The sequence below is a fragment of the Polaribacter sp. KT25b genome (assembly GCF_900105145.1).
GTDB lineage: Bacteria > Bacteroidota > Bacteroidia > Flavobacteriales > Flavobacteriaceae > Polaribacter.
In genome coordinates this window covers 1988468-2013595 of the sequence record NZ_LT629752.1, presented here as the reverse complement: position 1 = coordinate 2013595, position 25128 = coordinate 1988468, and the positions used below count along the sequence as shown (strand labels likewise).

Below are 25128 nucleotides of genomic sequence, written 5' to 3'. Positions count from 1 at the left end.
TATATGAGATTTCACACAAGAAAATGGGTAAAACCAGAAGATTTAAACCCAAATGGAACTTTATTTGGTGGTAAATTATTGCAATTTATTGATGAAGAAGTAGCAATTTATGCAATTATTCAGTTAGAGACAGCAAGAACCGTTACTAAATACATGTCGGAAATTGATTTTAAAAGTTCTGCAAAACAAGGAGATATTATAGAAATTGGTATCGATGTTGTAAAATTTGGTAGAACTTCTATTACTTTAACATGTAATGTTAGAAATAAATTAACTAGAAAAACAATTATTGATGTTGATAGAATTGTTATGGTTTCTTTGGATGAAAATGGACACCCAAAAGAACACGGTAAAACAGAGATTGAATTTGTAAAGGATAGATTAAATGAAGATTAAGAATTGCATCTTTTAATTTATAAAAATGTCTATTTAAAAAAACAATATGGGATATCATCATCATCATCATGAAAATTCATCAACAGAAAATATAAAAATTGCTTTTTTTCTAAATTTATTCTTTACTATAATTGAGTTTATTGGCGGAATTTATACTAACAGTTTAGCAATAACTTCTGATGCAATTCATGATTTAGGAGATAGTTTAAGTTTAGGAATGGCATGGTATTTTCAAAAAATATCAAACAAAAAAGCAACAAAAAATTATTCTTATGGTTACAAAAGGTTTTCACTTTTAGGAGCTATTATTAATTCTATTATCTTACTTGTTGGTTCTGTTATTATTATTTTTAATGCAATTCCTAGAATTATAAATCCAGAAGAATCAGACGCAAAAGGAATGATGTGGTTTGCTATTTTAGGAATTATAGTAAACGGAGCAGCAGTTTTAAAACTTCAAAAAGGAACATCAATTAATGAACGAGTGGTTTCTTTACATATGCTAGAAGACGTTTTAGGTTGGGTTTCGGTATTAATTGCAAGTATAGTAATGCAATTTTGGAATGTGCCAATATTAGATCCAATTTTATCTTTATTAATTGCTTTATATATTTTATCTAATGTTTTTAATAATGGGCAAGAAAGTATCAGAATTATTTTACAAGGAACTCCAATCGCTATTTCTGTTGATAAAATAAAAACTAAAATTCTTGAAAATAAAGAAGTAAAAAGTATTCATGATTGTCATTTATGGACAATGGATGGTGAATATAATATTTTAACAGTTCATCTTTTAATGTTTGATAAAAGCATTTCTTGGCAAAAAGCAGATGAAGTTAAAAAAGAAATTAGAAAAGTTTTACATGATGATTTTTATTTAGAGCATATTACTTTAGAAATGGATGTTTCTGAAGATTGTGAATATATAGATTGTGTTTAAAGAACTTATATTGTAAATTTGATAAAATTTAAAAATATATAGAATGGCAAATAATCAAATGGAACTTAAATTCCCAAAAGGTGGAATATTCATTGTTGTAGTAATCGTGGCAGTAATAATTTTATTTTCAAAATCTACAATAACTATTGGTCCTGGAGAAGGAGGAGTTATTTTTGAATCTTTAGGAAATGGTGTAAATACAGAAAAAACGTATAGTGAAGGATTTCATATTGTGGCTCCTTGGAACAGAATGATCGTAAGAAAAGTTCGTCAGCAATCTATTTCTGATGAAATGAATGTACTTTCCGTAAACGGATTAGAAGTTAAAGTAAACGGTACTATTTGGTACGAACCAGAGTTTAAAAACTTAGGATTACTAATAAAAACTAAAGGAGAAGATTATGAACGTGAATTATTAGATCCTGCTATTAATGCAGCAGCAAGAAGTGTTGTTGGTCGTTATACACCAGAACAATTATATTCTAGTAAAAGAGATGTAATTGAACAAGAAATTTTAGATGAAATTAAAATAGTTTTAAAAGATCAATATTTGTTAGTTACACGTGTTTTGGTTGAAGATGTTAAGTTGCCAACTACAATTAGAACAGCAATTGAAACGAAGTTAAAACAAGAGCAAGAATCTTTAGAATATGAATTTAGAATAGCAAAAGCAGAAAAAGAGGCTAAAAGACAAAAAATTGATGCAGAAGGTAAAGCTGTAGCAAATAAAATTTTAAGTGAATCTTTAACAGATAAAATTTTACAAGAAAAAGGTATTGGAGCTACTTTAGAACTTTCTAAATCTACAAATAGTAAAGTAATTATTATTGGTTCTGGTAAATCTGGAATGCCAATTATTTTAGGTAATCAATAAGAGTTTAAAACTTTTTATACATTTAAAATCCGGCTTTTTGCTGGATTTTTTTTGATTATATATATTAACCATATTAATGTATAATTATAAATATGTTAAGTTTGATAAAATCTATTTAAAACAAAGTGATTAAAGATTTTAGAACTTTTTTTTCAAATTAATGTGTAACAATAAAGCAGTAAATTATAGGGTTTTTAAAAAGTTAGAAACAAATATTTCTAGTTAGAATTAAATGTAATAAGAGCTTTTGTCTTTTATGGAACAATTAATGAGTTTAAATAATAATTCTAATTTCTTAAAGTTATGTTAAAGCCTATCAAAATTTGTAACTTATAAAGTAAAATAGCGTCTTATTATTAAATAAAAACTCTTTTATGAGATTTTAGATTAGTTAGTTTTTAATAGTTGATTAGAGCCAAAAGTATTCCTTTTGGCTCTTTTCATTTTAAAAAGGTTTAGTTTTTTACAGGAAGTTTATTACGTTCTATTTTACCTTTTTTAAGAGCTTTATGATTTTCATAACAATCTAAAACTGCTTCTATCATTTGTAAATCAGAAGCTTTTTTAATAAAATATTCAGAGTAATTACAATCAGTAATTAAATCTGTTAATTCTTGTCTATCCATTTCTAGATATTCCATTATAACCTCTCTATCAAAATTACCCGCTAACATTTTACGTAAATCGTCTTCTTTTTTTAATTTTTGAAGCTTTTTAAGTTGTTTAGGTTTTTTTCCGAAAAGGCTGTATAGAAAATCTACAGGTTGAAATAACGCTGCGATAGGAGAGGAGTAGTTTCTACTTTGTGGTTTACCAACTTCATAAGTTTGTGGCAATCCATTAATATGTATTCTTGTAAATTTGTCTTTTGGTACCATTTTTACATCAACTTCTAAGACACCAATTAATTGTGTAGATTTAATAATTACCTCTTTAATTTCTTCAGGTTTTTCATGAAGTGCAATTTCTAATTCATTACCTTTTAGTAAATCATTAGTAATTTTTAGTTTTATTGATGAAAATCCAAGATAAGAAACAAGAATTGTGTCATTTGCTTTTGCGGATAATTTAAAAAAACCTTTATCATCTGTAATTGTACCAAGAACAGCATTTAAATTTAAAACGTGAGCCGCACTTAAAGCACGTTTAGTTTCGGCGTGTATAATTTGGCCTTTTAAAATAGTAAGTGTACTGTCTTTTTGAGAGAACGCGCTTAAACTTATAAATAAGCACAAAATTATTAGATTTCTTTGCATAACTGCAAAATTAAGTATAAAAGTGTATAGAAAGGTTAATATTTTGTGAAGAAGTAAAAATAATTATAAAAAAAGTGCGCACGAGAAGATTCGAACTTCCACATCCTTGCGAATACCACCCCCTCAAGGTGGCGCGTCTACCAATTCCGCCACGTGCGCTTTAAATAAAACTAAAAAAGTTAAGCAATTACTGCTTAACTTTTTTGTAGTGACCAGGCTGGGGCTCGAACCCAGGACCATCTCCTTAAAAGGGAGATGCTCTACCAACTGAGCTACCGGGTCTTTTTTTTAATTGAGGTGCAAATATACTACCTATCATTTGAATTTGAAGCATAAAAATGAAAAAATTTTATCGATATTTGCTAAAAATAAAAAAAGTGAAAATTATTTTATTAGGATATATGGCATCTGGAAAATCAAGTATTGGTAAAATGCTTTCTAAAAATTTGTCTTTGAGTTTTATAGACTTAGATGATTATATTATAGACCAAGAAAAAATGTCTATTTCAGAAATTTTTAAAGAAAAGGGAGAAATCTATTTTAGATTGATTGAGAACAGATATTTAAAGCAAATACTGTCAAAAAAGGAAGATTTTATACTTTCTTTGGGTGGAGGAACTCCGTGTTATGCGAATAATATGGAAGAAATTAATAAAAACGATACAATGTCTATCTATTTACAAGGTAATGTACCTACAATGGTAAAAAGGTTGATAAAAAAGAAAAGTAAAAGACCTTTAATAGCTTCTTTAGATGATGATCAAATTCCAGAATTTGTTGCTAAGCATCTTTTTGAAAGACGCTTCTTCTATGAGCAAGCTAAAAAAATTATAAAAATTGATGATAAATCAAAAAAGAAAGTAGCTAAAGAATTAGTAGAATTTTTAAATTAAATACACATTTATTTCTTTATCTGTAAAATCGATATGAACATGTTCTTTAATAGAAGTTGATAAAGAAACACCTTTAAAATCTGCTTTTACAGGGTATTTTTTATGATTTCTGTTAACTAATACTGCCGTTTTAAACCTTTTTAAAGGAACTTCTAAAAAGTGTTTTACACCATAGATTAAAGTTGTACCAGAGTTTAAAACATCATCTACTAAAACTAAAGATTTATTTTTATAATCAGCAACAGTTAATGTTGTAGTAATTGGAGCTAAAGGCTTTTTTTTATTAATTTTTACTAAGCAAATTGTTACTTTTAAAGAGGAAATTTCTTTAAGAATTTCTACTAGCTTTTCAGCAAAAAGATATCCATTACCAACTATACCAGCAATAATAACTTCTTTTTCATTACTATTACTTTCATAGATTTGATAAGCAATTCTTTTAATTTTCTGATTAACTTTTAAAGTATTTAAAATAATATTTTTTTCTGTTGTCATAAGTTTTCTTCAGTATCTTCTTGATATCCTTCAATATCTCTTCTATCTTTTTTAGTAGGTCTTCCCGTGCCTTTTTTACGGTAATAATCCTTAGAGTATTTTAAGAGTTCTGTTTTCTCAAATTCTTCTTTCGGAGTTACATCTTTTTTATAAAGATCAACTATTTTTGCACCAACTCTACTTTCTGGTAAATCTAAAACTTTTATTTGATAATTTATTTGATTTTTTCTTACTAAAATCAATTCGTTACCAAATACTTCTTTAGAGGGTTTTATACTCTTATTTTCGATCTTAACTTGTCCTTTTTTACAAGCTGCTGTTGCTATGCTTCTTGTCTTAAAAACTCGAATGCACCATAAATATTTATCAATTCTCATAAAAAAAGTTAAAAAATAACGTTTGTCTTTTTACAAAGGTATAAAAATGGTAAATTGCGCCCACAAATTTTAAGGATAAATGACAAAAATAAAAAACATTTTAGCATTAATAATTTTGGCAACTATTGTGTATGCTTGTGATGAGTCTTCTTCAGTCTATGTAGATAATTTTGATTATGAAGGACAGGCTTTGATAGACAGTGATACTTTAGTGAAGTTTTTAAGTAATCATTATTATGATGTAACTGAAGATGAAGTAAAATTATTAGTTTCAGGTAAAACTGCTCTTATTGAAGATGAAAATTTAGAGCAGTATGATGTTGTAGATAATGAGATAGATTATACTTTTTATTATTACACCAATAGAGTAGGTAGTCCAACTGTAGAAAAAGGTTATCCTACAGTAATGGATTCTGTTTTAGTTAAATATGAAGGAAAAAGAATTGTTAATACAGATAGTATTAGTGCTTCTTTTGATAAAAATAATGGTCTTTGGCTTACGCTAAATAGTGTAATTAGAGGTTGGACTTATGGAATTCCAAAATTTAAAGGTGGAGATAATATCACAGATAATGGCCCTATTACTTATGAAAATGGTGGGAAGGGAATTTTGTTTCTTCCTTCTGGTTTAGCTTATGGGCCATCTGGAACTACTAGTATTTTAGGTAGTGAGTGCTTAATGTTTAAAATAGAGTTATACGATTTTATAAAAGATACAGATCACGATAACGATGGTGTTGCATCATTTTTTGAAGATCCAGACGGAGATGGTGATCCAAGAAATGATGATACAGATTTAGATGGTTCTCCAAATTATGCTGATGCAGATGATGATGGTGATGGTATTTTAACAATTAATGAAGATGCTAATTCTGATGGAAATCCAGCAAATGATTTTAGCGATCCTGATAATTCTACTTTAGCAGATTATTTAAACTCTTTAATTAAAGTAAGTAATTAGTTTTTGTAATTTAATTAGATAAAAAAAAGCTCTTGAGAAATCAAGAGCTTTTTTAGTTTTATAAAATATAACTTTTAAAGTTTTATAGATACGCCAAAAATAATTTGATTAGTCCTATTATCAATATTAACATTAGTATTACTGTCTACAAAGTTAGCTTCGGTATTAGATAGTCCTCTTTCCCAACGAACATCAATACCTAAACTTCCAAACTCTACTCCAAAACCCATTTGTAATCCAACAGAAAATTTGTCAAAATCATCGGTAGAAAGAGTAGAAAATTTAAATTCATCTTCTAAAATATATTGAAAAGATGGACCAATAAAAATATTTCCAAAACCTAAAACTTTTTTCCCTAATAATACAGGAACATCTAATTTCTTAAAGTCATAATCTGTTGATAAACTTTTGTATAAGTATTCGCTTTTTATTTGTGTGTAAACAATTTCTGGTCTTAAATATAAACCTATAATAGGTAATTTTCCTCTAAACCAAATTCCGGCATGATATCCAGATTTAGATTCTGCTCCGTCTATTATATCGTTACCAGCCGTAGAAAAAGTTGCATCACCATTATTGTTATAGTTTACACCACCTTTAATACCAAAATCTATTTGTGCGTTTGTAGTTTCGCTTATTGCAAAAGTCAAAAACATTATTAAAATTATTTTTTTCATCTTTTTCTTTTTTAAATTAATAATTAAATTGATTTCTTAAACTAAAACGTTATTATTTTCGAGATATTACTTTTTTAACAGCTTTTACAACTGCAGCAGCATCTAAACCATATTTTGCCATTAATTGTTCTGGAGTTCCAGATTCTCCAAAAGTATCATTAGTTGCAACAAATTCTTGAGGAGTTGGATTGTTTAAAGCCAATGTTCTTGCAACACTTTCGCCTAAACCACCTAATTTATTATGCTCTTCTGCAGTAACAATACATCCTGTTTTAGCAATAGATTTTAAGATAATTTCTTCATCTAAAGGCTTAATAGTATGAATATTTATAACATCAACAGAAATTCCTTCTGCTTCTAATTGTTCTGCAGCTTGTAAAGATTCCCAAACTAAATGACCTGTTGCAACAATAGTAACATCTGTTCCTTCTGTTAATTGAATTCCTTTACCAATTACAAATTCTTCATCAGTTGGCATAAATACAGGCACTTTTGGACGCCCAAAACGTAAATAAACAGGACCGTCAAAATCTGCAATTGCAATCGTTGCTGCTTTGGTTTGATTATAATCACAAGGATTAATAACTGTCATTCCAGGTAACATTTTCATCAAACCAATATCTTCTAATATTTGATGTGTTGCTCCATCTTCACCTAAAGTTACACCTGCGTGAGAAGCACAAATTTTTACGTTTTTACCAGAATAAGCAACCGATTGGCGAATTTGATCGTAAACACGCCCAGTAGAAAAATTTGCAAATGTTCCTGTAAAAGGAATTTTACCTCCAATTGTTAAACCAGCAGCAATACCAATCATATTTGCTTCTGCTATTCCTATTTGGAAAAATCTTTCTGGATTTTCTTTTATAAATTGATCCATTTTTAAAGAACCAATTAAATCTGCACATAAAGCAACTACGTTTGGATTTGTTCTTCCTAATTCCGTTAAACCATCACCAAAGCCAGAACGAGTATCTTTTTTTTCTGTGTACGTGTATTTTTTCATTATAATATATGTTGTGTTGTAAAAATTTTGGGTAAAAATAAACTTTTATTTCTCTTTAAAGAAATGAAAAGCGAGAATAGAAAAAAGACTTTTTAACAGAATGTGAGAAAGTCTAAATAAAAAGGGTAAAATAAGTGCAAGATTTAAGTTTTTAAAAGCGAATTATTCGTACAAATAATAAAAATTTTAATTTTTTGATATCTACAACTTCATTAATTCTTCGTACAGTTTGTGCACAGGCAAACCAACAACATTAAAATAACTTCCTTCTATATTTGAAATTGCAATAAAACCAATCCATTCTTGAATTCCATACGCTCCAGCTTTGTCTAAAGGACTATAATTTTTGATGTAATAATTAATCTCTTCATCAGAAATTTCTTTGAAAGTAACAAAAGTAGTATCATTTATAATTTTCTGAAAATGCTTGTTTTTTATACTTATCGAAGTAATTACTTCATGTTTTTTGCCAGATAAAGCTCTTAACATATTAAAAGCATCTTGTGTGTCTTTTGGTTTTCCTAAAGCTTTATTTTCTAGCCAAACAATGGTATCCGAAGTAATTAAGATGTCATTTTCTGATAAATTTGTAAATGCTTTTGATTTTAAATCAGCTAAATAATCTGTAATTTCACTTCCTTTTAATTTATGCGGATAAATTTCATCAACTTCTTTTAATTGAATATCAAAATCAATATCTAAATCTTTAAAAAATTGCTGCCTTCTAGGAGATCCTGAAGCTAAAATAATATGATAATTTTTAAGTTTTTCTTTTAACATCAGAAATAATTATCCGTTAAAATTTTTCTTAATTCTAGATAAATCACGTTTGTTGTCTCTATCTTTTATCACTTCGCGTTTATCGTGTGTTTGTTTTCCTTTTGCTAAAGCAATTTCTAATTTGGCTAAACCTCTGTCATTTAGAAATAAACGTAAAGGAACAATCGTGTTACCTTTAGCTTCCACATCTTTTTTAAGACTTCTTAACTCGCGTTTATTCATTAAAAGTCTACGCTCGCTTTTGGGCTTGTGGTTAAAGTGATGCCCAAACATATATTCTTGAATGTACATATTTACGATAAACAATTCTCCACGATCGTTAAACTCACAAAAGCTTTCTGTGATTCTTGCCTGACTTAATCTTATAGACTTAATTTCTGTTCCTGTTAACTGAATTCCAGCAACATATTTGTCTAGAATTTCATATTCGAAACGCGCTTTTTTATTCTGTATGTTTATTTTTTTCTGAACAGTCATTGACTGGTTTTAATTTAAATGATTTTTAACAAAGATACATTTTTACTTTGGCCAAAGAAATGTAATTTTGAAATCTATTTTCGACTACAAGAAACAAAACTCAATGAGATATTTATTTATACTTTTATTTACGTTACTAAGTGCTGTTCATTCATCAGAAAAAAAACTAACAGCGCAACAAATTATTGATAAAACAATTACAGCTTCTGGTGCTGATAAAATTGCAAATTCTCAAATAAGATTTAAGTTTAGAGATAAAAATTATGCAGCTGTTAGAAGAAATGGAAATTTTAAATTGTTTAGAACTTATAAAAATAAATTTTCTGAAATAGAGGAAGATCTTGTTTCAAATAATGGATATTCAAAGTTTTTAAACGGACATAAATTACCTGAATTAGAAAATTCTAAAGCAAAAAGTAATGAAAATGCTGTAAATTCTGTTCATTATTTTTCTGTTTTACCTTACGGATTAAATGATGAAGCTGTTCGAAAAAAATTATTACCATCTGCAACTATAAAAGGTAAAGAATATTATAAAATAGAAGTTACATTTTCTGAAAATGGCGGAGGAGAAGATTTTGAAGATGTATTTATTTATTGGATTGGTAAAAAGGATTTTTTAATTGATTATTTAGCGTATGCTTATCATACAAATGGCGGAGGAAAACGTTTTAGAGTTTTAAAAGAACAATGTAGTATAAACGGAATTCGTTTTGTAGATTATCATAATTATAAGCCAGAAAATACTTCAATTGCATTAATTGATACTGATAAAGCTTTTGAAAATAATCAGCTTAAAAAAATATCTGAAATTGTTTTAGAAGATATTGAAGTTAAAATTTTAGAGTAAAATTAAAAGTTCAAGTTAGTTTAATTAAATATGAACTTGAACTTTTAGTAATTGTTAATTAACTTTTTCTATTTTACTAGTTTTTCCGTTCTTATTAATGGTGATAATAAATAAGCTAGAATTGTCATTATCATCAATGTCTTTATATTTTTTTTGGTCTAAAATTTTGTTTACAAAAGCAGGTGTTGTATTACTATGACCAACAACTAATGTTGTTTTTCCTGATGTATTTTTCTGAAATATAGAATCATACATATTACTTGGATTATAATTTATAATGGCTAATTTTTTACTGTCTGCAGTTGGTTTTGCTGTTTGTTGTGTTCTATTATAATTTGTAGAATAAACAGCATCTAAATCAATATTTTGAAAGTATTTTGCCCATTTTTCTGCTCTTTCTAAACCTTCTGGATTTAAATTAGGGTCTTTATTACTAGCATCAGTTCTATCTTTTTCGGCATGTCTAATCAAAAAATAAGTGGTTGTGGCAGTATCTGTTTCTTCTTTTTTGGAGTTTGAATTACAAGAAATTAATACAACAAATAATACTAAAAGATATTTTTTCATGATAAAGATATTTTAGCGAATATACTAAAAAAGTAAAAGCGGTATTTTTTCAAACACCACTTTTACCAACGAACCAAACTTTATTTTAGTTTTTAATTTTCAACAAATTCAGATTGATTTCTAAATACTAGTTGATCATCAAAAGCGTCTAATAAAATTATACTATCTGTCGTTACTTTACCTGATAAAATTTCTTTAGAAAGTTGATTTAAAACTTCTTTTTGAATAACTCTTTTTACAGGTCTTGCTCCAAATTCTGGCTGATAACCTTTTTTAGCTAAATATGTAATTGCTTCATCTGTAGCATCTAAAGTAATATCTTGTTTGCCAATCATTTTCTTTAACTGTTCAATTTGTAATCTTACAATTTCAAAAATATCATTTTTACTTAAAGGTGTAAACATAATAACATCATCTATTCTGTTTAAGAATTCTGGTCTTACAGATTGTTTTAATAATGCTAAAACCTCAATTTTTGCTAATTCTGTAACAGATTCTAAATCTGCTTTTGGATCGCTAAATTTCTCTTGAATTATTTGGCTTCCAATATTTGAAGTCATTATAATAATTGTGTTTTTAAAATCTGCAATTCTACCTTTATTATCCGTTAATCTACCTTCATCTAAAACTTGCAAAAGAATATTAAATGTATCTGGATGTGCTTTTTCAATTTCATCTAAAAGTACCACAGAATAAGGTCTTCTTCTAACAGCTTCTGTTAATTGCCCACCTTCATCATAACCAACATATCCTGGAGGCGCACCAATTAATCTACTTACAGAATGTTTTTCTTGATATTCGCTCATATCAATTCTAGTCATGGCGTTTTCATCATCAAAAAGATATTCTGCTAAAGCTTTTGCTAACTCAGTTTTACCAACTCCTGTTGTTCCTAAAAATAAGAAACTTCCAACAGGTTTATTAGGGTTTTGCAAACCAGCTCTTGATCGTCTAACAGCATCAGAAACTGCAATAATTGCTTCTCCTTGACCAACAACTCTTTTATGTAGTTGAGACTCTAGTCTTAGTAATTTTTCACGATCTGATTGAATCATTTTTGTAACCGGAATTCCAGTCCATTTTGCAACAACTTCTGCAATATCTTCGTAGGTTACTTCTTCTTTTATTAATGATTTTTCAGATTGATTTTCGTGTAAAACTTTTTGAAAACCTTCTAAATCTTCTTGCGCTTTTTGAATTTTACCATATCTAATTTCTGCAACTTTACCATAATCTCCTTCACGTTCTGCTTTTTCGGCTTCAATTTTATAATCTTCAATGGCTGCTTTTGCATTCTGAATATTATCTACAATATCTTTTTCAGATTTCCATTTTGCATTCATTTCGTTACGTTCTTCTTTTAGATTTGCTAAATCAGATCGTAAAGATTTTAATTTCGTTTCATCTTTTTCTCGTTTTATGGCTTCAATTTCGATTTCTAATTGCATTATTTTTCTATCTAAAACATCTAATTCTTCTGGTTTAGAGTTTATTTCCATACGCAGTTTAGCCATCGCTTCATCCATTAAATCAATTGCTTTATCTGGCAAAAATCGATTGGTAATATAACGTTGAGATAATTCTACAGCACCAATAATTGCTTCATCTTTTATACGAACTTTATGGTGTGTTTCATATTTTTCTTTAATTCCTCTTAAAATAGAAATAGCACTTTCTGTGTCTGGTTCGTTCACAATTACTTTTTGAAAACGTCTTTCTAAAGCTTTGTCTTTTTCAAAATATTTTTGATATTCATCCAAGGTAGTTGCACCAATTGCACGCAATTCTCCACGAGCTAAAGCAGGTTTTAAAATATTTGCTGCATCCATTGCACCTTGACCGCCACCAGCACCAACTAAGGTGTGAATTTCATCAATAAAAAGTACAATATCACCATCAGAATTTGTTACCTCTTTTATAACTGCTTTTAGTCGTTCTTCAAATTCACCTTTATATTTTGCGCCAGCAATTAACGCACCCATATCCAAAGAAAAAATTAATTTATTTTTCAAGTTTTCTGGTACATCACCATCTACAATTCTGTGCGCTAATCCTTCTGCAATTGCTGTTTTACCTGTTCCAGGTTCACCAACTAAAATTGGGTTATTTTTTGTTCTTCTTGATAAAATTTGTAATAATCTTCTAATTTCTTCATCTCTACCAATTACAGGATCTAGTTTACCTTCTTCTGCTAACTGATTTAAATTTTTTGCATATTTATTTAAAGAATTGTACGTTTCTTCTTGGCTTTGAGACGTTACATTTTCGCCTTTTCTAAGTTCTTCAATTGCAGCTTTTAAGTGTTTTTCTGTTACTCCTTGATCTTTTAAAACTTGAGCAATATTACTTTTCGATTTAAAAATTGCTAAAATTAAATGCTCGATTGAAACATAATCATCTTTCATTTTTTTAGCAATAACAGCGGCTTCTGTTAATGTTTTACTAGCTTCTCTAGAAAGCATTAATTCTGCACCAGAAACTTTAGGTAAACTTTCTAATTGTTTATCTAAAATCTGTGCTACAACATCAATATTGATGTTTAATTTCTTTAATAAAAAAGGTAAAACATTTTCATCAACTTGTGTTAAAGCTTTAAAAAGATGTTCGTTTTCTATTTGATTATGACCAAAACCTTGCGCAATTTGTTGCGCCATTTGTATGGTTTCTTGCGATTTTGTTGTATAGTTGTTAAAGTTCATATTCTGTTTTTTTTCATTATTAAATCAATTTTAATACCATGCATATTTTTATTTTAAAATAAGACAATTTGTCTTTAAATATCTTTGTTTTACTGCCTTTTTGACTGATGAAAGTTTATTATATTTACATCGACAAAGAATAAAAAACATAGAATGAGTATATTTAATAAAATCTTTGGAGAATCATCTTCTTCAGAATCATCTTCTAAATCAAATTTAAAAATAAATTGGATACCTTTAAATGATGTAAGTCAGTTAAAAGAAATTAAAGAAGAATCTAAAACTACATCAGTTTTTATATTTAAACATTCAACTCGTTGCGGAATTAGCAGTATGGTTATTAAGCGATTTGAAAAATTATTTACAGAAGAACATGAGCATTTAAAAGTATATTATCTTGATTTATTAAATTATAGAAATATATCTGATGAAGTAGGTTATACTTTTCAAGTTATGCATCAATCACCACAATTATTAGTCATAAAAAATGAAATTTCTGTCTTTGATGCTTCCCATTATGATATAACGAATATTAATTTAGCAAGATTTATTTAGTATAATTGTGATAAACCTATTATAAGTCTTATTTTTGTATTTTTAAATTTAGATTCCTTTGGCAGAAATAAGTACTTCAAAAAAAATTATAGGTAAAGAGTTATACGGATATCAACAAGATGCGCTTGAAGAAATTTTTCAACGATTTAAAGACGCGCCTCAAGATTATCATCTTTTATATCAATTACCTACAGGAGGTGGAAAAACCGTGATTTTTTCTGAAATTGTTAGACGTTATATAAAAACTTATAAGAAGAAAGTTTTAGTTTTAACTCATAGAATTGAGTTAAGTAAACAAACTTCTAAAATGTTAAATGAATTTGGTGTTAAAAACAAAATCATTAATTCAACTGCAATTTTAGACGATCAAGATAATTTTAATTGTTTTGTAGCCATGGTTGAAACTTTGAAAAATAGGTTAAATGATGATAAAGTTGATATTTCTGATGTAGGTTTAGTAATTGTTGATGAGGCGCATTATAATTCATTTACAAAAATATTTAAGTTTTTTGATGAATCTTTTATCCTTGGTGTTACTGCAACTCCTTTAAGTTCAAACACTAAGTTGCCAATGTATGAGAATTATCAAGAGCTATTTGTTGGCGAATCTATACAGCATTTAATTGATAATGAATACTTGGCAAGTGCAAATATGTACTCTTATAATGTAGGTTTAACTTCGTTAGAAGTAGGTGCAAATGGAGATTATACTGTAAAATCTTCTGAAGATTTATATACAAATACAGACATGCTTTCTAAATTAGTTTCGGCTTATGAAGAAACAGCAAAAGGAAAGAAAACATTAATTTTTAATAATGGTATAAATACATCTATTCAGGTTTTTCATGCATTTAAAAAAGCAGGATATCCTATTGCACATTTAGATAATACAAATACCAAAAAAGAAAGAGAATTTATTTTAAAATGGTTTCATAAAACACCAAATGCTATTCTTACTTCTGTAAGTATTTTAACAACTGGATTCGATGAACCAAGTATTGAAGCAATTATTTTAAATAGGGCTACAAAATCATTAACCCTATATTACCAAATGATAGGACGTGGTTCTCGAATATACGGAGATAAAAATACTTTTGAAGTTGTAGATTTAGGAAATAATTTTCACAGATTTGGAGCTTGGGGAGCAGATTTAGACTGGCAAAAAATGTTTAGAGCTCCAGATTACTATTTAGATGCTATTCTTTCTGACGAAGATATAGAAAGTACTTTTAGATACGAATTACCAGCAGATGTTAAAAAAGAGTTTGCAAAATCTACAGACACTTATTTTGATATGAAAAAAGTGTATATTGATACTATTAAAGCTGGTGAATCATCTAAAAGAGTTTTAGAAAAATCTATAGAGCATCATGCAATTATGTGTATTGAAAATAGTGAAGATGTTTTTGATGCTTTAATTTTAGCTAAAATGCTAGGAGAGGAGATCGATGATAGAATTAATAGATATGCAAAATGTATTTCTAAAAGCACACATAATTTTGTAACTTGGTTAAAAGATGATTATAGAAAGAAATTAAACGCTTTTTTAAGATCTAATTTTGATGAAATTTTTGAAGAAATATACGGTTACCCTCCTGAAGACTAGTGTTTATAAGGAAAATTAAATGTTGAAAAAAAAATATTTTTTTATTTTTGTATTAAAAAATAATTTACATTTACGCTCTTTGTAATGAGCAAAATCATAGGTTTTCCTTATTTCGGATGTAACTGTTTTTTGGAGAAAGATAGTTGCATAGCATTTTGGAAATGTAACGAAAAAATTGTGTTATCTCCACCTTCTTTTTTACCTCATTTGCAGCTTTTCTCAAAGTTGCATGTAGTTTATTTGCAAATATTACAGTGATAAAACTTTATTATTAAGATATAGTTTCTTTACTAAAACTTCTTTATAAGTTTTAGTAAAGATGGTTTTTTCATTAATCAAATAAACAAATAAATAGAGTGAATACTAAATACATAGATTTAATACAACAAACTTTCTACTTTCCACAAGAAGAATTTAAAACAGAAAACAATAAATTATTCTGGCATGGAATTAATTTAATGGAATTAACTGCTAAATATGGCGCTCCATTAAAATTTACATATTTGCCTAAAATATCAGAAAATATTAATAAGGCAAAAGGTTGGTTTCAAAAAAGTATGGATAAACATAATTATAAAGGAAAATACTTTTATAGTTATTGTACAAAAAGCTCACACTTTAAGCACATTTTAAATGAAGCTTTAAAAAATGATATTCATATAGAAACTTCATCTGCTTTTGACATTGATATTGTAAATAATCTTAAAAAAGAAGGTAAAATAAAAGATAGTACATATGTAATATGTAACGGATTTAAAAGAGATCAATACATTAAAAATATTGGAGGTTTAATCAATTCTGGTCATAAAAATTGTATACCTATTATAGATAATTACGAAGAAATTGATTTATTACTATTAGAAACGAAAGAAAAATTTAATGTTGGTATCAGAATCGCATCCGAAGAAGAACCAAAATTTGAATTTTATACATCTAGATTAGGTATTGGTTACAAAAATATTGTATCTTTTTATGAGCGTGAAATTGCTGATAATGAACAAGTAGATTTAAAAATGTTACATTTTTTTATCAATACAGGTATAAAAGATAACGCCTATTATTGGAACGAATTAATGAAATGTTTAAATGTTTATATCAACCTTAAAAAAGTGTGTCCTACTTTAGATAGTTTAAATATTGGTGGTGGTTTTCCTATTAAAAATTCTTTAGGTTTTGATTATGACTATCAATATATGATAGATGAAATTATCAATCAAATTAAACAAGCTTGTGATGAAGCAGAAGTAGAAGTTCCGCATATTTTTACAGAATTTGGAAGTTTTACAGTTGGCGAATCTGGAGCGGCAATTTATGAAGTTTTATATCAGAAAAAACAAAATGATAGAGAACGTTGGAACATGATAAACTCTTCTTTTATAACAACTTTACCAGATTCTTGGGCAATTAACAAGCGTTTTGTAATGTTGCCAATTAATAAATGGAATCATAAATATGAACGTGTTTTATTAGGCGGTTTAACATGTGATAGTGATGATTATTACAATTCAGAACAACATATTAATGGTATTTATTTACCAGTTTATGAAAAAGATAAACCTCTTTATATTGGTTTTTTTAATACCGGAGCTTATCAAGAATCTGTAGGTGGTTTCGGCGGATTACAGCATTGCTTAATTCCGCATCCAAAACATCTAATAATAGATAGAGACGAAAACGGAAACTTAATAACTAAAATATTTAAAGAGCAACAAAAAAGTAGTGAACTACTTTCTATTCTTGGTTATTAAGAAATTATTAACAAAAAAATAAATTTAAAAACAAAACAAAAAAACAGTATTTTTAACTTAAAATTTAAAATGAATACATCTAAAAATTATGCAGGAATTTCACCAGAGTATGGAGACCTAGCAACGTCTAAAATTGTAATAATTCCTGTTCCTTATGACGGAACAAGTACTTGGCAAAAAGGTGCGGACAAAGGTCCAGAAGCATTTTTAGATGCCTCGGATAATATGGAATTGTATGATATAGAAACAGATTCTGAAGTATACAAAGAAGGTATATTTTTAGCAGAAACTGTTACAGAAAATTCTTCGCCAGAAGCAATGGTAGATGCCGTTCATAAAATTACTAAAAAGTATATAAACAAAAATAAATTTGTAGCTCTTTTTGGAGGTGAACACTCAATTTCTATTGGAACTGTTAGAGCGTTTAACGAATGTTTTAATAATTTAACAGTATTACAAATTGATGCTCATGCAGATTTAAGAAAAGAATATTTAGGTTCTAAATATAATCATGCTTGTGCTATGTTTGAAGCAAACCAAAATACTAATTTAGTACAAGTTGGTATTAGAAGTATGGATATATCAGAAAAAAGAGTAATGAATACTGATAAAGTATTTTTTGCACATGATATGGTTGTTAATGAAGATTGGATGGATGATGTTGTAGATCAATTAACCAATAATGTTTTTATTACTTTTGATTTAGATGCAATAGATCCTTCACTATTACCTGCTACTGGAACTCCAGAACCAGGAGGTTTATTTTATTATGAAACATTAGAATTTTTAAAGAGAGTTTTTGCTGAAAAAAATGTTGTAGGTTTTGATATGGTAGAATTATGCCCTAATGAAGATGATAAATCTTCAGATTTTGTTGCAGCTAAACTTTTTTACAAAATGTTAAGTTATAAGTTTGCATCTAAAGATGACACTTATGATAATGGTGATGATATAGATGATAGTAATAACCCTTTTGGTAAATTATCAAAATTTAAAAATGATGAAGATGACTACTAATCAAAAACCGATTACAAATTTTATTGAAAAATATTTTCTTCATTTTAATGCAGCAGCTTTAGTTGATGCAGCAAAAGGATATGAAGATCAACTTAAGAAAGGTTCTAAAATGTTAGTGTCTTTAGCTGGTGCAATGAGTACAGCAGAGTTAGGTAAGATTTTTGCAGAATTTATTCGTAAAGATAAAGTACAAATAATTTCTTGTACAGGAGCTAATTTAGAAGAAGATGTAATGAATTTGGTTGCACATTCTCATTATAAACGAGTGCCAAATTATAGAGATTTAACGCCTCAAGATGAGTGGGATTTATTAGAAAAAGGTTTAAACAGAGTTACAGATACCTGTATTCCAGAAGAAGAAGCTTTTAGAAGAATTCAAGAACATATTGTTAAAATATGGAAAGATGCCGAAGCTAAAGGAGAACGTTATTTACCACATGAATACATGTATAAATTATTGTTGTCTGGAGTTTTAGAACAGTATTATGAAATAGATCTTAAAGATTCTTGGATGTATGCAGCTGCAGAAAAAAATCTACCTATTATTTGTCCAGGTTGGGAAGATTCTACAATGGGTAATATTTTTGCATCTTATGTAATGAAAGGAGAATTAAAAGCTTCTACAATGAAATCTGGAATTGAATATATGACTTTCTTAGCAGATTGGTATACAGATAATTCTAAAGACGGCATAGGTTTCTTTCAAATAGGAGGAGGGATTGCAGGTGATTTTCCTATTTGTGTAGTGCCAATGTTATATCAAGATATGGAAAGAACAGATACACCTTTTTGGAGCTATTTCTGTCAGATTTCTGATTCTACAACAAGTTATGGTTCTTATTCTGGTGCTGTGCCAAATGAAAAAATTACTTGGGGTAAATTAGATATAAATACACCAAAATTTATTATAGAAAGTGATGCAACAATTGTTGCGCCTCTTATATTTGCTTATTTATTAGAAATGTAATTATTATGAAAAGAGTTATTGTTGAATATGCTAAATTAACAACGGATATTTTAGACATGTTAATTGAAAAATATCCTGATGGATATGATTATAGTGACGTTATTTCCTTTAAAAATGCTAAAGGAGAAACAGTAAAAGCTATAGAAGTTAGAACTGAAGAAACTATTTATTTAGTAAAAATTAGTGATCGTTTAGAACAAACTATGGAAGATTATGCAGAAGATGAAGATTCTTTTGACGACACTGATGATCTAGATTTAGATGATTTAGAAGATGATGATGACAAATAGATTATAAATAAAATTAAAAAAGCTCCGAATTTTCGGAGCTTTTTTAATGCAATAAAGGTTTAAAAGTTTATTTCTTTTTTAATTCAAAAATATCTTTTCTTCTATCATTTAAGTTTCTAACACTACCAAATTTATTTAAATCTTTTAGCATATCTAAATCAACATCAGCAATTAAAATCATTTCTGTATTTGTAGTTGCTTCAGCTTTAATTCCGTTTGCAGGAAAAGAAAAATCACAAGGAGTAAAAACCATAGATTGTGCATATTGAATGTCCATATTATTTACTTTCGGTAAATTACCAACACTACCAGCAATGGCAACATAACATTCATTTTCTATAGCTCTTGCTTGTGCACAATGGCGTACTCTAGAATATCCTGTTTGTGTATCCGTTAAAAAAGGCACAAATAAAATATCCATTCCTTCATCTGCTAATAATCTACTTAATTCTGGAAACTCTGAATCATAACAAATTAAAACACCAATTTTTCCACAATCAGTATCAAAAGTTTTTAATTGATTTCCACCTTGCATTCCCCAAACTTTGGCTTCATCTGGTGTAACATGTAATTTTTCGTAACGTTCTTTTGTTCCATCTCTTTTACAGATATAACCAACATTGTACAACAATTCATCTTTAATTTCTGGCATACTACCAGTTATAATATTAATATTATAACTAATTGCCAATTCAGAAAATTTCTGAACAATTTTTGGAGTATATTTTGCTAATTCTCTAATCGCTTGCGATTCTGGTAGATGATTATAATCAGCCATTAAAGGTGCATTAAAGAATTCTGGAAATAATGCAAAATCTGCACGATAAGCAGAAACAGAATCCACAAAAAACTCTGCTTGTTCCATTAATTCCTCCAAATCTTTGTATAAACGCATTTGCCATTGAATTAAACCTAACCGAACTACTGTTTTTTTAGTAGCAGCTTTCTTCGATTTTTTCTGATAATAAATATTATCCCATTCTAATAAAACAGCAAATTCTCCAGAATTACCATCACCTTCTAAATATCCTTTTAAAATTTTAGATGGATGAAAATCATTTGAAATTTGAAAGTTTAAAACCGGGTCATGAATTTCTTTACGTTTTACTTTTTCTATATATTCTTTTGGTGATAAAGTTGCGGCGTATTTATGATAATTAGGAATTCTACCTCCAAATGCAATTCCTCTTAAATTTAGTTTTTCGGCTAATTCTTTTCTATAATCATACAACCTTCTACCAAGACGTAATCCTCTATATTCTTTTTTGATAAACACATCAATTCCGTATAAAACATCACCATCAGAATCATGCGTATTAAATGTAAAATTTCCTGTGATGTCTTCATATGTATGATCATCATCAAATTTGTCATAATCTAAAATAATAGAAAGCGCACAACCAGCTAAATCTCCATTTATTTTTATAACTACTTGTCCTTCAGGAAATTTATCAATCAGTGATTTAATTTGATTTTCTCTCCAATAAGAATCTGGCATACTTGCATATACCTGTATCATCGCTTCTTTTAACTCTTTATAATCATCTAAGGTTAAATAATGAAGCTCTATATTTTCAATATTTTTTATCATTTTCATCTTTTAATTGGTTTTTAATAGTAACCAATAATTAATAACAAAATTATATAAAAAAAACCTTGCATAAGATGCAAGGTTTAAAAATAAAATAAAATATTTTTTGATTTATTTAGCTGGTAAAATTGTACCAACACATTCACCAAAACCAATACGTACTTTGCTGTTTTTACAATAAGCACGCATAATTACAGTGTCATTATCGTTGATAAATTTACGCGTTGAACCATCTTTTAATTTTATAGGATTTTCTCCTTTCCAAGTAAGTTCTAACATAGAACCATAACTGTCTTTTGTTGGTCCAGAAATAGTTCCAGAACCCATTATGTCTCCAGATTCAACAGGACAACCATTAACTGTATGATGTGCTAATTGTTGTGCCATTGTCCAATACATATATTTAAAATTAGATTTTGAAACGACGGTTTCTACACCATTTTCTGGTTTAATTCCTACTTGTAAATGAATATCGTAACTTCCTTTTCCTTTTTGTTTTAAATAAGGTAAAGGTTCATAAACTTGTTTTGGGCTTTCTACTCTAAAAGGTTCTAAAGCGTCTAAAGTTACAATCCAAGGAGAAATTGTTGAAGCAAAGTTTTTACCTAAAAAGGGACCTAAAGGTACATATTCCCAAGCTTGGATATCTCTTGCAGACCAATCATTAAATTGTACCAATCCAAAAATATATTCTTCTGTTTCTTCGATAGGAATTCTATCTCCCAGAACATTTGCATCCGTAGTAATAAAAGCCATTTCTAACTCAAAATCTAGTAATTTTGTTGGGCCAAATTCAGGAACATTAGAACCTTCTAAAGGTTTTGTTTGTCCGTAAGGTCTTCTTATTTTTGTTCCAGAAGGCACAATAGAAGAGCTTCTTCCATGATAACCTACAGGAACATGTAACCAATTTGGTAACAATGCATTTTCTGGATCTCTAAATAACGAACCTACATTTGTAGCATGTTCTTTGCTTGAGTAAAAATCTGTATAATCACCAACAGCAACAGGTAATAGCATTTCTACTTCATCCATTCTAAAGATTATTTTCTCTTTATGAACGGCATTATCGCGTAAGCTTCCGTTTTTTACATCAAAAATTTCTGCTATTCTGTTTCTTACTAATCTCCATGTTTTACGCCCATCAGCAATAAAATCATTTAAATTGTCTTGTAAAAAAATATCATCAGTTAAAGGGATACCTTCAAAATATCCTAATTGATGAAAAGCACCTAAATCTATAGCAAAATCGCCAATTCTACTACCAATGGTAATAATATCGTCTCTAGTAATAAAAACACCAAAAGGAATATTTTGAATAGGAAAATCTGAATCTTCCTTTACTTTTAGCCAAGATTTTCTATTAGGATTATTTGCTGTTATAATCATTATTGTAATTTTTTTAATTTCATCAAACCTACATAATTTTTTATCATTTTAAAACAAAATAAACATGAAAAATATATTTTTAACAAGACTTTATTTAAAAATCATAATTATTTTTAAAAGATACAAATAATTAATAAAACTTCTTCTTATAAGGATTGTTTTTTGTTACTTTTGAAGCTTCTATTAAAAAACTAAAAATGCAATTAGATAATCAAATTTTTGACCTTATCGAAGAGGAAAAGGAAAGACAGTTAAACGGGTTAGAGTTAATAGCTTCAGAAAACTTTGTTAGCGACCAAGTAATGAGAGCGCAAGGTTCTATTTTAACTAATAAATATGCCGAAGGATATCCAGGAAAAAGATATTATGGAGGCTGTGAAGTTGTAGATGTTATAGAGCAAATTGCAATTGATAGAGCTAAAGAATTGTTTGGCGCAGCATATGTAAATGTTCAGCCACATTCTGGTTCTCAGGCAAATACAGCTGTTTATGCTGCTTGTTTAAAACCTGGAGACACTGTTTTAGGTTTCGATTTATCTCATGGAGGACATTTAACGCATGGTTCTCCTGTAAATTTTTCTGGTAAATTATACAATCCAGTTTTTTATGGTGTAGATAAAGAAACAGGACGAATTGATTATAATCATTTAGAGCAACAAGCTAAAGAACACAAACCAAAGTTAATTATTGCTGGTGCATCTGCATATTCTAGAGATATAGATTTTGAGAAATTTAGAGAAATTGCTGACTCTGTTGGTGCTATTTTAATGGCAGATATTTCTCATCCTGCAGGTTTAATTGCAAAAGGAATTTTAAATGATCCTTTACCTCATTGTCATATTGTTACTACTACAACTCATAAAACTTTGCGTGGGCCAAGAGGAGGAATGATTATGATTGGTAAAGATTTTGAAAATCCTTTTGGTGAAACTTTAAAAAGTGGTAAACCTAAAATGATGTCAACTCTAATAAATTCTGCTGTTTTTCCAGGAAATCAAGGTGGACCTTTAGAGCATGTTATTGCAGCAAAAGCAATTGCTTTTGGTGAAGCTTTAACAGATGAGTTTTTAGAATATCAAATTCAAGTAAAAGAAAATGCTGCTGCAATGGCTAAAGAATTTGTTGCCAGAGGATATAATATTATTTCTGGCGGAACAGATAATCACTGTATGTTAATTGATTTACGTAATAAAAATATTTCTGGAAAAGATGCCGAAATTGCGCTTGGAAAAGCAGATATTACTGTAAATAAAAACATGGTTCCTTTTGATGATAAATCTCCATTTATAACTTCTGGAATTCGTATTGGAACTGCTGCAATTACAACACGTGGTTTAAAAGTAGAAGATATGGTTGCTGTTGTTAATTTTATTGATGAAGCAATTATAAATGCTGCAAATGAAATTGCTTTAGAGAATATTGCGGAAAGAGTTGCAGAAATGATGAGCACAAGAAGATTATTTGTAATGTAAAAATATATTATTGATACTATACTTATTAAAATAAATTAAGAAGTATTAATACATTAAATTATAAAACCAGTGAATTTATGTTCACTGGTTTTTTTTGTTTGATGAATCTCTAATAATTAATTCGGCATTTAAAATTATTTTATTTAACGATTGTTTAAATGAACTCTTTTTTGCGTGTACTAAAAATGCTTCTGCCGCTTTTTTTCCAATGATTTCACTATGTTGATTAATACTTGAAATACTAGGTGTTAGCAATGCTGTAAAAGGTTCATTTCCAAAGCCAACCAAAGCAATTTCATCGGGTATTTTAACATTATTTTCTAGCAAAACCTGTTGTGCGCCTAAAGCAGCATAATCTCCTGCAACATAAACTGCATCTGGTCTATTTTTAAGAGCTAATAATTGCTCCATTTTGTCTCTACCATCTTCAATAGTTAAACTACTTTCTATTAATAATTCATCATCCAGAGGTAAATTAAATTTATTTAAAGCATCAACATAACCTTTAATTCGATTATTAAAAATTCTAGTTCGTTTATAACCACCAATATGTGCTATTCTTTTACAACCTTGCTCTACAAGATGTTCTACAATTAAATGGCTGCTATTATAATCATCAATTCCAATATAATCTACATTTAAATCGTTTTCACCTCTATCAAACAAAATTAAAGGAATTTCATTTGATTTTACTTTTTCAAAATGCTCTAAATTCGTAGTTTCATTTGCCATAGAAGCTATAATACCATCAACTTGTGTAAATAATAAAGTATCTATGCTATCACATTCTTTTTTAAAAGATTCTTTAGATTGTGTAATAATAATATTATATCCTTCTTTATTTAAAACTTGTTCTATATTTTCTATTACTGATGAAAAAAAGTTACTGTTCGTTTTGGGTACAATTACACCCACTAAATTACTTTTTCCACTTCGTAAAGCACTTGCCAAATGATTTGGTTGATAATTTAAGTTTTTAGCAACTTGTTTTACTGCTTTTTTAGTTTTATCACTGATTCTAGGATCATTGTGTAAAGCTTTAGAAACTGCTGCTGCAGATATGTTTAAAACATTAGCAATATCTTTTATAGTAGTTTTCTTTTTATTTATCAAAATTTTTATATCTTTGCTTAAACGTTTAAACAAAGATAACTTGTTTTAAGCTTATAATCAAAACAAATCGTAAAACATAGGTTTTGATTTTATTTTAAGTTTCTGCTTAAACGTTTAACTAATTAACTTAAC

Annotated in this window: 25 protein-coding genes and 2 tRNA genes; 13 read left to right on the top strand and 14 right to left on the bottom strand. The window is 28.2% G+C overall.

All coding sequences use genetic code 11. The annotated features are described in order from the left end of the window. The first annotated feature begins 3 nt into the window (after window positions 1-3). The 3 genes from BLT70_RS08690 to BLT70_RS08680 are packed head-to-tail and all read left to right on the top strand — an operon-like array spanning window position 4 to window position 2210. Entirely contained in the window at window positions 4-396 is a 393-nt protein-coding gene (locus tag BLT70_RS08690) for an acyl-CoA thioesterase (protein ID WP_091893578.1), read from the top strand. 46 nt (window positions 397-442) lie between these two features. Continuing rightward, window positions 443-1336 (top strand): cation diffusion facilitator family transporter, encoded by an 894-nt coding sequence (locus BLT70_RS08685; RefSeq protein WP_091893576.1) that lies wholly within the window; start codon window positions 443-445, stop codon window positions 1334-1336. Window positions 1337-1379: 43 nt separating this feature from the next. Continuing rightward, window positions 1380-2210, top strand: coding sequence for a prohibitin family protein (locus BLT70_RS08680; protein WP_091893575.1), 831 nt, complete (start codon window positions 1380-1382; stop codon window positions 2208-2210). Between the two features lie 455 nt (window positions 2211-2665). On the opposite strand, the gene BLT70_RS08675 is transcribed toward BLT70_RS08680, so the two are convergent. The 3 genes from BLT70_RS08675 to BLT70_RS08665 all read right to left on the bottom strand — a co-directional run bounded on the left by BLT70_RS08675 (window position 2666) and on the right by BLT70_RS08665 (window position 3748). Beyond that, window positions 2666-3466, bottom strand: coding sequence for a carboxypeptidase-like regulatory domain-containing protein (locus BLT70_RS08675; protein WP_091893573.1), 801 nt, complete (start codon window positions 3464-3466; stop codon window positions 2666-2668). 75 nt (window positions 3467-3541) lie between these two features. After that, window positions 3542-3625 (bottom strand) — tRNA-Leu (locus BLT70_RS08670). Between the two features lie 50 nt (window positions 3626-3675). Then, window positions 3676-3748: transfer RNA gene (locus tag BLT70_RS08665), tRNA-Lys, on the bottom strand. A 95-nt stretch (window positions 3749-3843) separates the two neighbouring features. Here BLT70_RS08665 and BLT70_RS08660 point away from each other — a divergent pair. Next, the gene (locus BLT70_RS08660) at window positions 3844-4359 is read left to right on the top strand and encodes a shikimate kinase (protein WP_091897553.1); all 516 of its coding nucleotides are present in this window, start codon (window positions 3844-3846) and stop codon (window positions 4357-4359) included. Here BLT70_RS08660 and BLT70_RS08655 read toward each other — a convergent pair. Beyond that, complete coding sequence (locus tag BLT70_RS08655) at window positions 4351-4854, bottom strand: phosphoribosyltransferase family protein (protein WP_091893571.1); 504 nt, start codon at window positions 4852-4854, stop codon at window positions 4351-4353. The two genes, BLT70_RS08660 and BLT70_RS08655, sit on opposite strands and share 9 nt — an antisense overlap. Then, window positions 4851-5231 carry an RNA-binding S4 domain-containing protein gene (locus tag BLT70_RS08650; RefSeq protein WP_091893569.1) on the bottom strand — a complete coding sequence of 127 codons (381 nt, stop codon included), beginning with the start codon at window positions 5229-5231 and terminating at the stop codon, window positions 4851-4853. The genes BLT70_RS08655 and BLT70_RS08650 overlap by 4 nt, the downstream gene beginning before the upstream one ends. Window positions 5232-5310: 79 nt before the next feature. On the opposite strand from BLT70_RS08650, the gene BLT70_RS08645 reads away from it, so the two are divergent. After that, window positions 5311-6192 carry an FKBP-type peptidyl-prolyl cis-trans isomerase gene (locus tag BLT70_RS08645; protein ID WP_091893567.1) on the top strand — a complete coding sequence of 294 codons (882 nt, stop codon included), beginning with the start codon at window positions 5311-5313 and terminating at the stop codon, window positions 6190-6192. 74 nt (window positions 6193-6266) lie between these two features. On the opposite strand, the gene BLT70_RS08640 is transcribed toward BLT70_RS08645, so the two are convergent. The 4 genes from BLT70_RS08640 to smpB all read right to left on the bottom strand — a co-directional run bounded on the left by BLT70_RS08640 (window position 6267) and on the right by smpB (window position 9132). Continuing rightward, window positions 6267-6869, bottom strand: a complete 603-nt coding sequence (locus BLT70_RS08640; RefSeq protein WP_091893565.1) for an outer membrane beta-barrel protein — start codon at window positions 6867-6869, stop codon at window positions 6267-6269. A gap of 52 nt (window positions 6870-6921) precedes the next feature. After that, a complete protein-coding gene (locus BLT70_RS08635) occupies window positions 6922-7875 on the bottom strand; it encodes a transketolase family protein (RefSeq protein ID WP_091893563.1) in 954 nt (317 codons plus the stop codon). Window positions 7876-8076: 201 nt separating this feature from the next. Continuing rightward, the gene (locus tag BLT70_RS08630) at window positions 8077-8655 is read right to left on the bottom strand and encodes a Maf-like protein (RefSeq protein WP_091893561.1); all 579 of its coding nucleotides are present in this window, start codon (window positions 8653-8655) and stop codon (window positions 8077-8079) included. 9 nt (window positions 8656-8664) lie between these two features. After that, window positions 8665-9132, bottom strand: a complete 468-nt coding sequence (gene smpB / locus BLT70_RS08625; protein ID WP_091893559.1) for an SsrA-binding protein SmpB — start codon at window positions 9130-9132, stop codon at window positions 8665-8667. Window positions 9133-9235: 103 nt separating this feature from the next. Between smpB and BLT70_RS08620 the strand changes: the two genes are divergently transcribed. Next, window positions 9236-9982: a DUF6503 family protein gene (locus tag BLT70_RS08620; protein WP_091893557.1), complete on the top strand. Its 747-nt coding sequence runs from the start codon at window positions 9236-9238 to the stop codon at window positions 9980-9982. Window positions 9983-10036: 54 nt separating this feature from the next. Here the strand turns inward: BLT70_RS08620 and BLT70_RS08615 are convergent, their stop codons facing one another. After that, window positions 10037-10549, bottom strand: coding sequence for a histidine phosphatase family protein (locus BLT70_RS08615; protein WP_091893556.1), 513 nt, complete (start codon window positions 10547-10549; stop codon window positions 10037-10039). A 92-nt stretch (window positions 10550-10641) separates the two neighbouring features. After that, on the bottom strand, window positions 10642-13248 hold the full coding sequence (clpB, locus tag BLT70_RS08610) for an ATP-dependent chaperone ClpB (RefSeq protein WP_091893554.1): 2607 nt from the start codon (window positions 13246-13248) through the stop codon (window positions 10642-10644). Window positions 13249-13401: 153 nt separating this feature from the next. Here clpB and ytxJ point away from each other — a divergent pair, with 153 nt between their 5' ends. From ytxJ to BLT70_RS08580, 6 genes are all read left to right on the top strand, one after another. After that, window positions 13402-13803 carry a bacillithiol system redox-active protein YtxJ gene (gene ytxJ, locus BLT70_RS08605; protein WP_091893552.1) on the top strand — a complete coding sequence of 134 codons (402 nt, stop codon included), beginning with the start codon at window positions 13402-13404 and terminating at the stop codon, window positions 13801-13803. Between the two features lie 58 nt (window positions 13804-13861). After that, window positions 13862-15409, top strand: a complete 1548-nt coding sequence (locus BLT70_RS08600; protein WP_091893550.1) for a DEAD/DEAH box helicase — start codon at window positions 13862-13864, stop codon at window positions 15407-15409. Between the two features lie 356 nt (window positions 15410-15765). Further along, entirely contained in the window at window positions 15766-17157 is a 1392-nt protein-coding gene (locus BLT70_RS08595; protein WP_091893548.1) for an arginine decarboxylase, read from the top strand. 69 nt (window positions 17158-17226) lie between these two features. After that, window positions 17227-18174, top strand: a complete 948-nt coding sequence (speB, locus tag BLT70_RS08590) for an agmatinase (RefSeq protein WP_091893546.1) — start codon at window positions 17227-17229, stop codon at window positions 18172-18174. Further along, window positions 18164-19141, top strand: a complete 978-nt coding sequence (locus BLT70_RS08585; RefSeq protein ID WP_091893544.1) for a deoxyhypusine synthase family protein — start codon at window positions 18164-18166, stop codon at window positions 19139-19141. The genes speB and BLT70_RS08585 overlap by 11 nt, the downstream gene beginning before the upstream one ends. Before the next feature lie 5 nt (window positions 19142-19146). Then, window positions 19147-19431 (top strand): hypothetical protein, encoded by a 285-nt coding sequence (locus BLT70_RS08580; RefSeq protein WP_091893542.1) that lies wholly within the window; start codon window positions 19147-19149, stop codon window positions 19429-19431. A gap of 67 nt (window positions 19432-19498) precedes the next feature. On the opposite strand, the gene BLT70_RS08575 is transcribed toward BLT70_RS08580, so the two are convergent. Together BLT70_RS08575 and fahA are read right to left on the bottom strand one after the other, a co-directional pair. Beyond that, window positions 19499-21022 carry a carbon-nitrogen hydrolase family protein gene (locus BLT70_RS08575; protein WP_091897550.1) on the bottom strand — a complete coding sequence of 508 codons (1524 nt, stop codon included), beginning with the start codon at window positions 21020-21022 and terminating at the stop codon, window positions 19499-19501. A gap of 111 nt (window positions 21023-21133) precedes the next feature. Then, window positions 21134-22411 (bottom strand): fumarylacetoacetase, encoded by a 1278-nt coding sequence (gene fahA, locus BLT70_RS08570; protein WP_091893540.1) that lies wholly within the window; start codon window positions 22409-22411, stop codon window positions 21134-21136. A gap of 197 nt (window positions 22412-22608) precedes the next feature. Between fahA and glyA the strand changes: the two genes are divergently transcribed. Next, on the top strand, window positions 22609-23883 hold the full coding sequence (gene glyA / locus BLT70_RS08565) for a serine hydroxymethyltransferase (RefSeq protein WP_091897547.1): 1275 nt from the start codon (window positions 22609-22611) through the stop codon (window positions 23881-23883). 81 nt (window positions 23884-23964) lie between these two features. Here glyA and BLT70_RS08560 read toward each other — a convergent pair whose 3' ends face one another. Further along, on the bottom strand, window positions 23965-24996 hold the full coding sequence (locus tag BLT70_RS08560) for a LacI family DNA-binding transcriptional regulator (RefSeq protein ID WP_231962641.1): 1032 nt from the start codon (window positions 24994-24996) through the stop codon (window positions 23965-23967). Window positions 24997-25128: the final 132 nt, after the last annotated feature.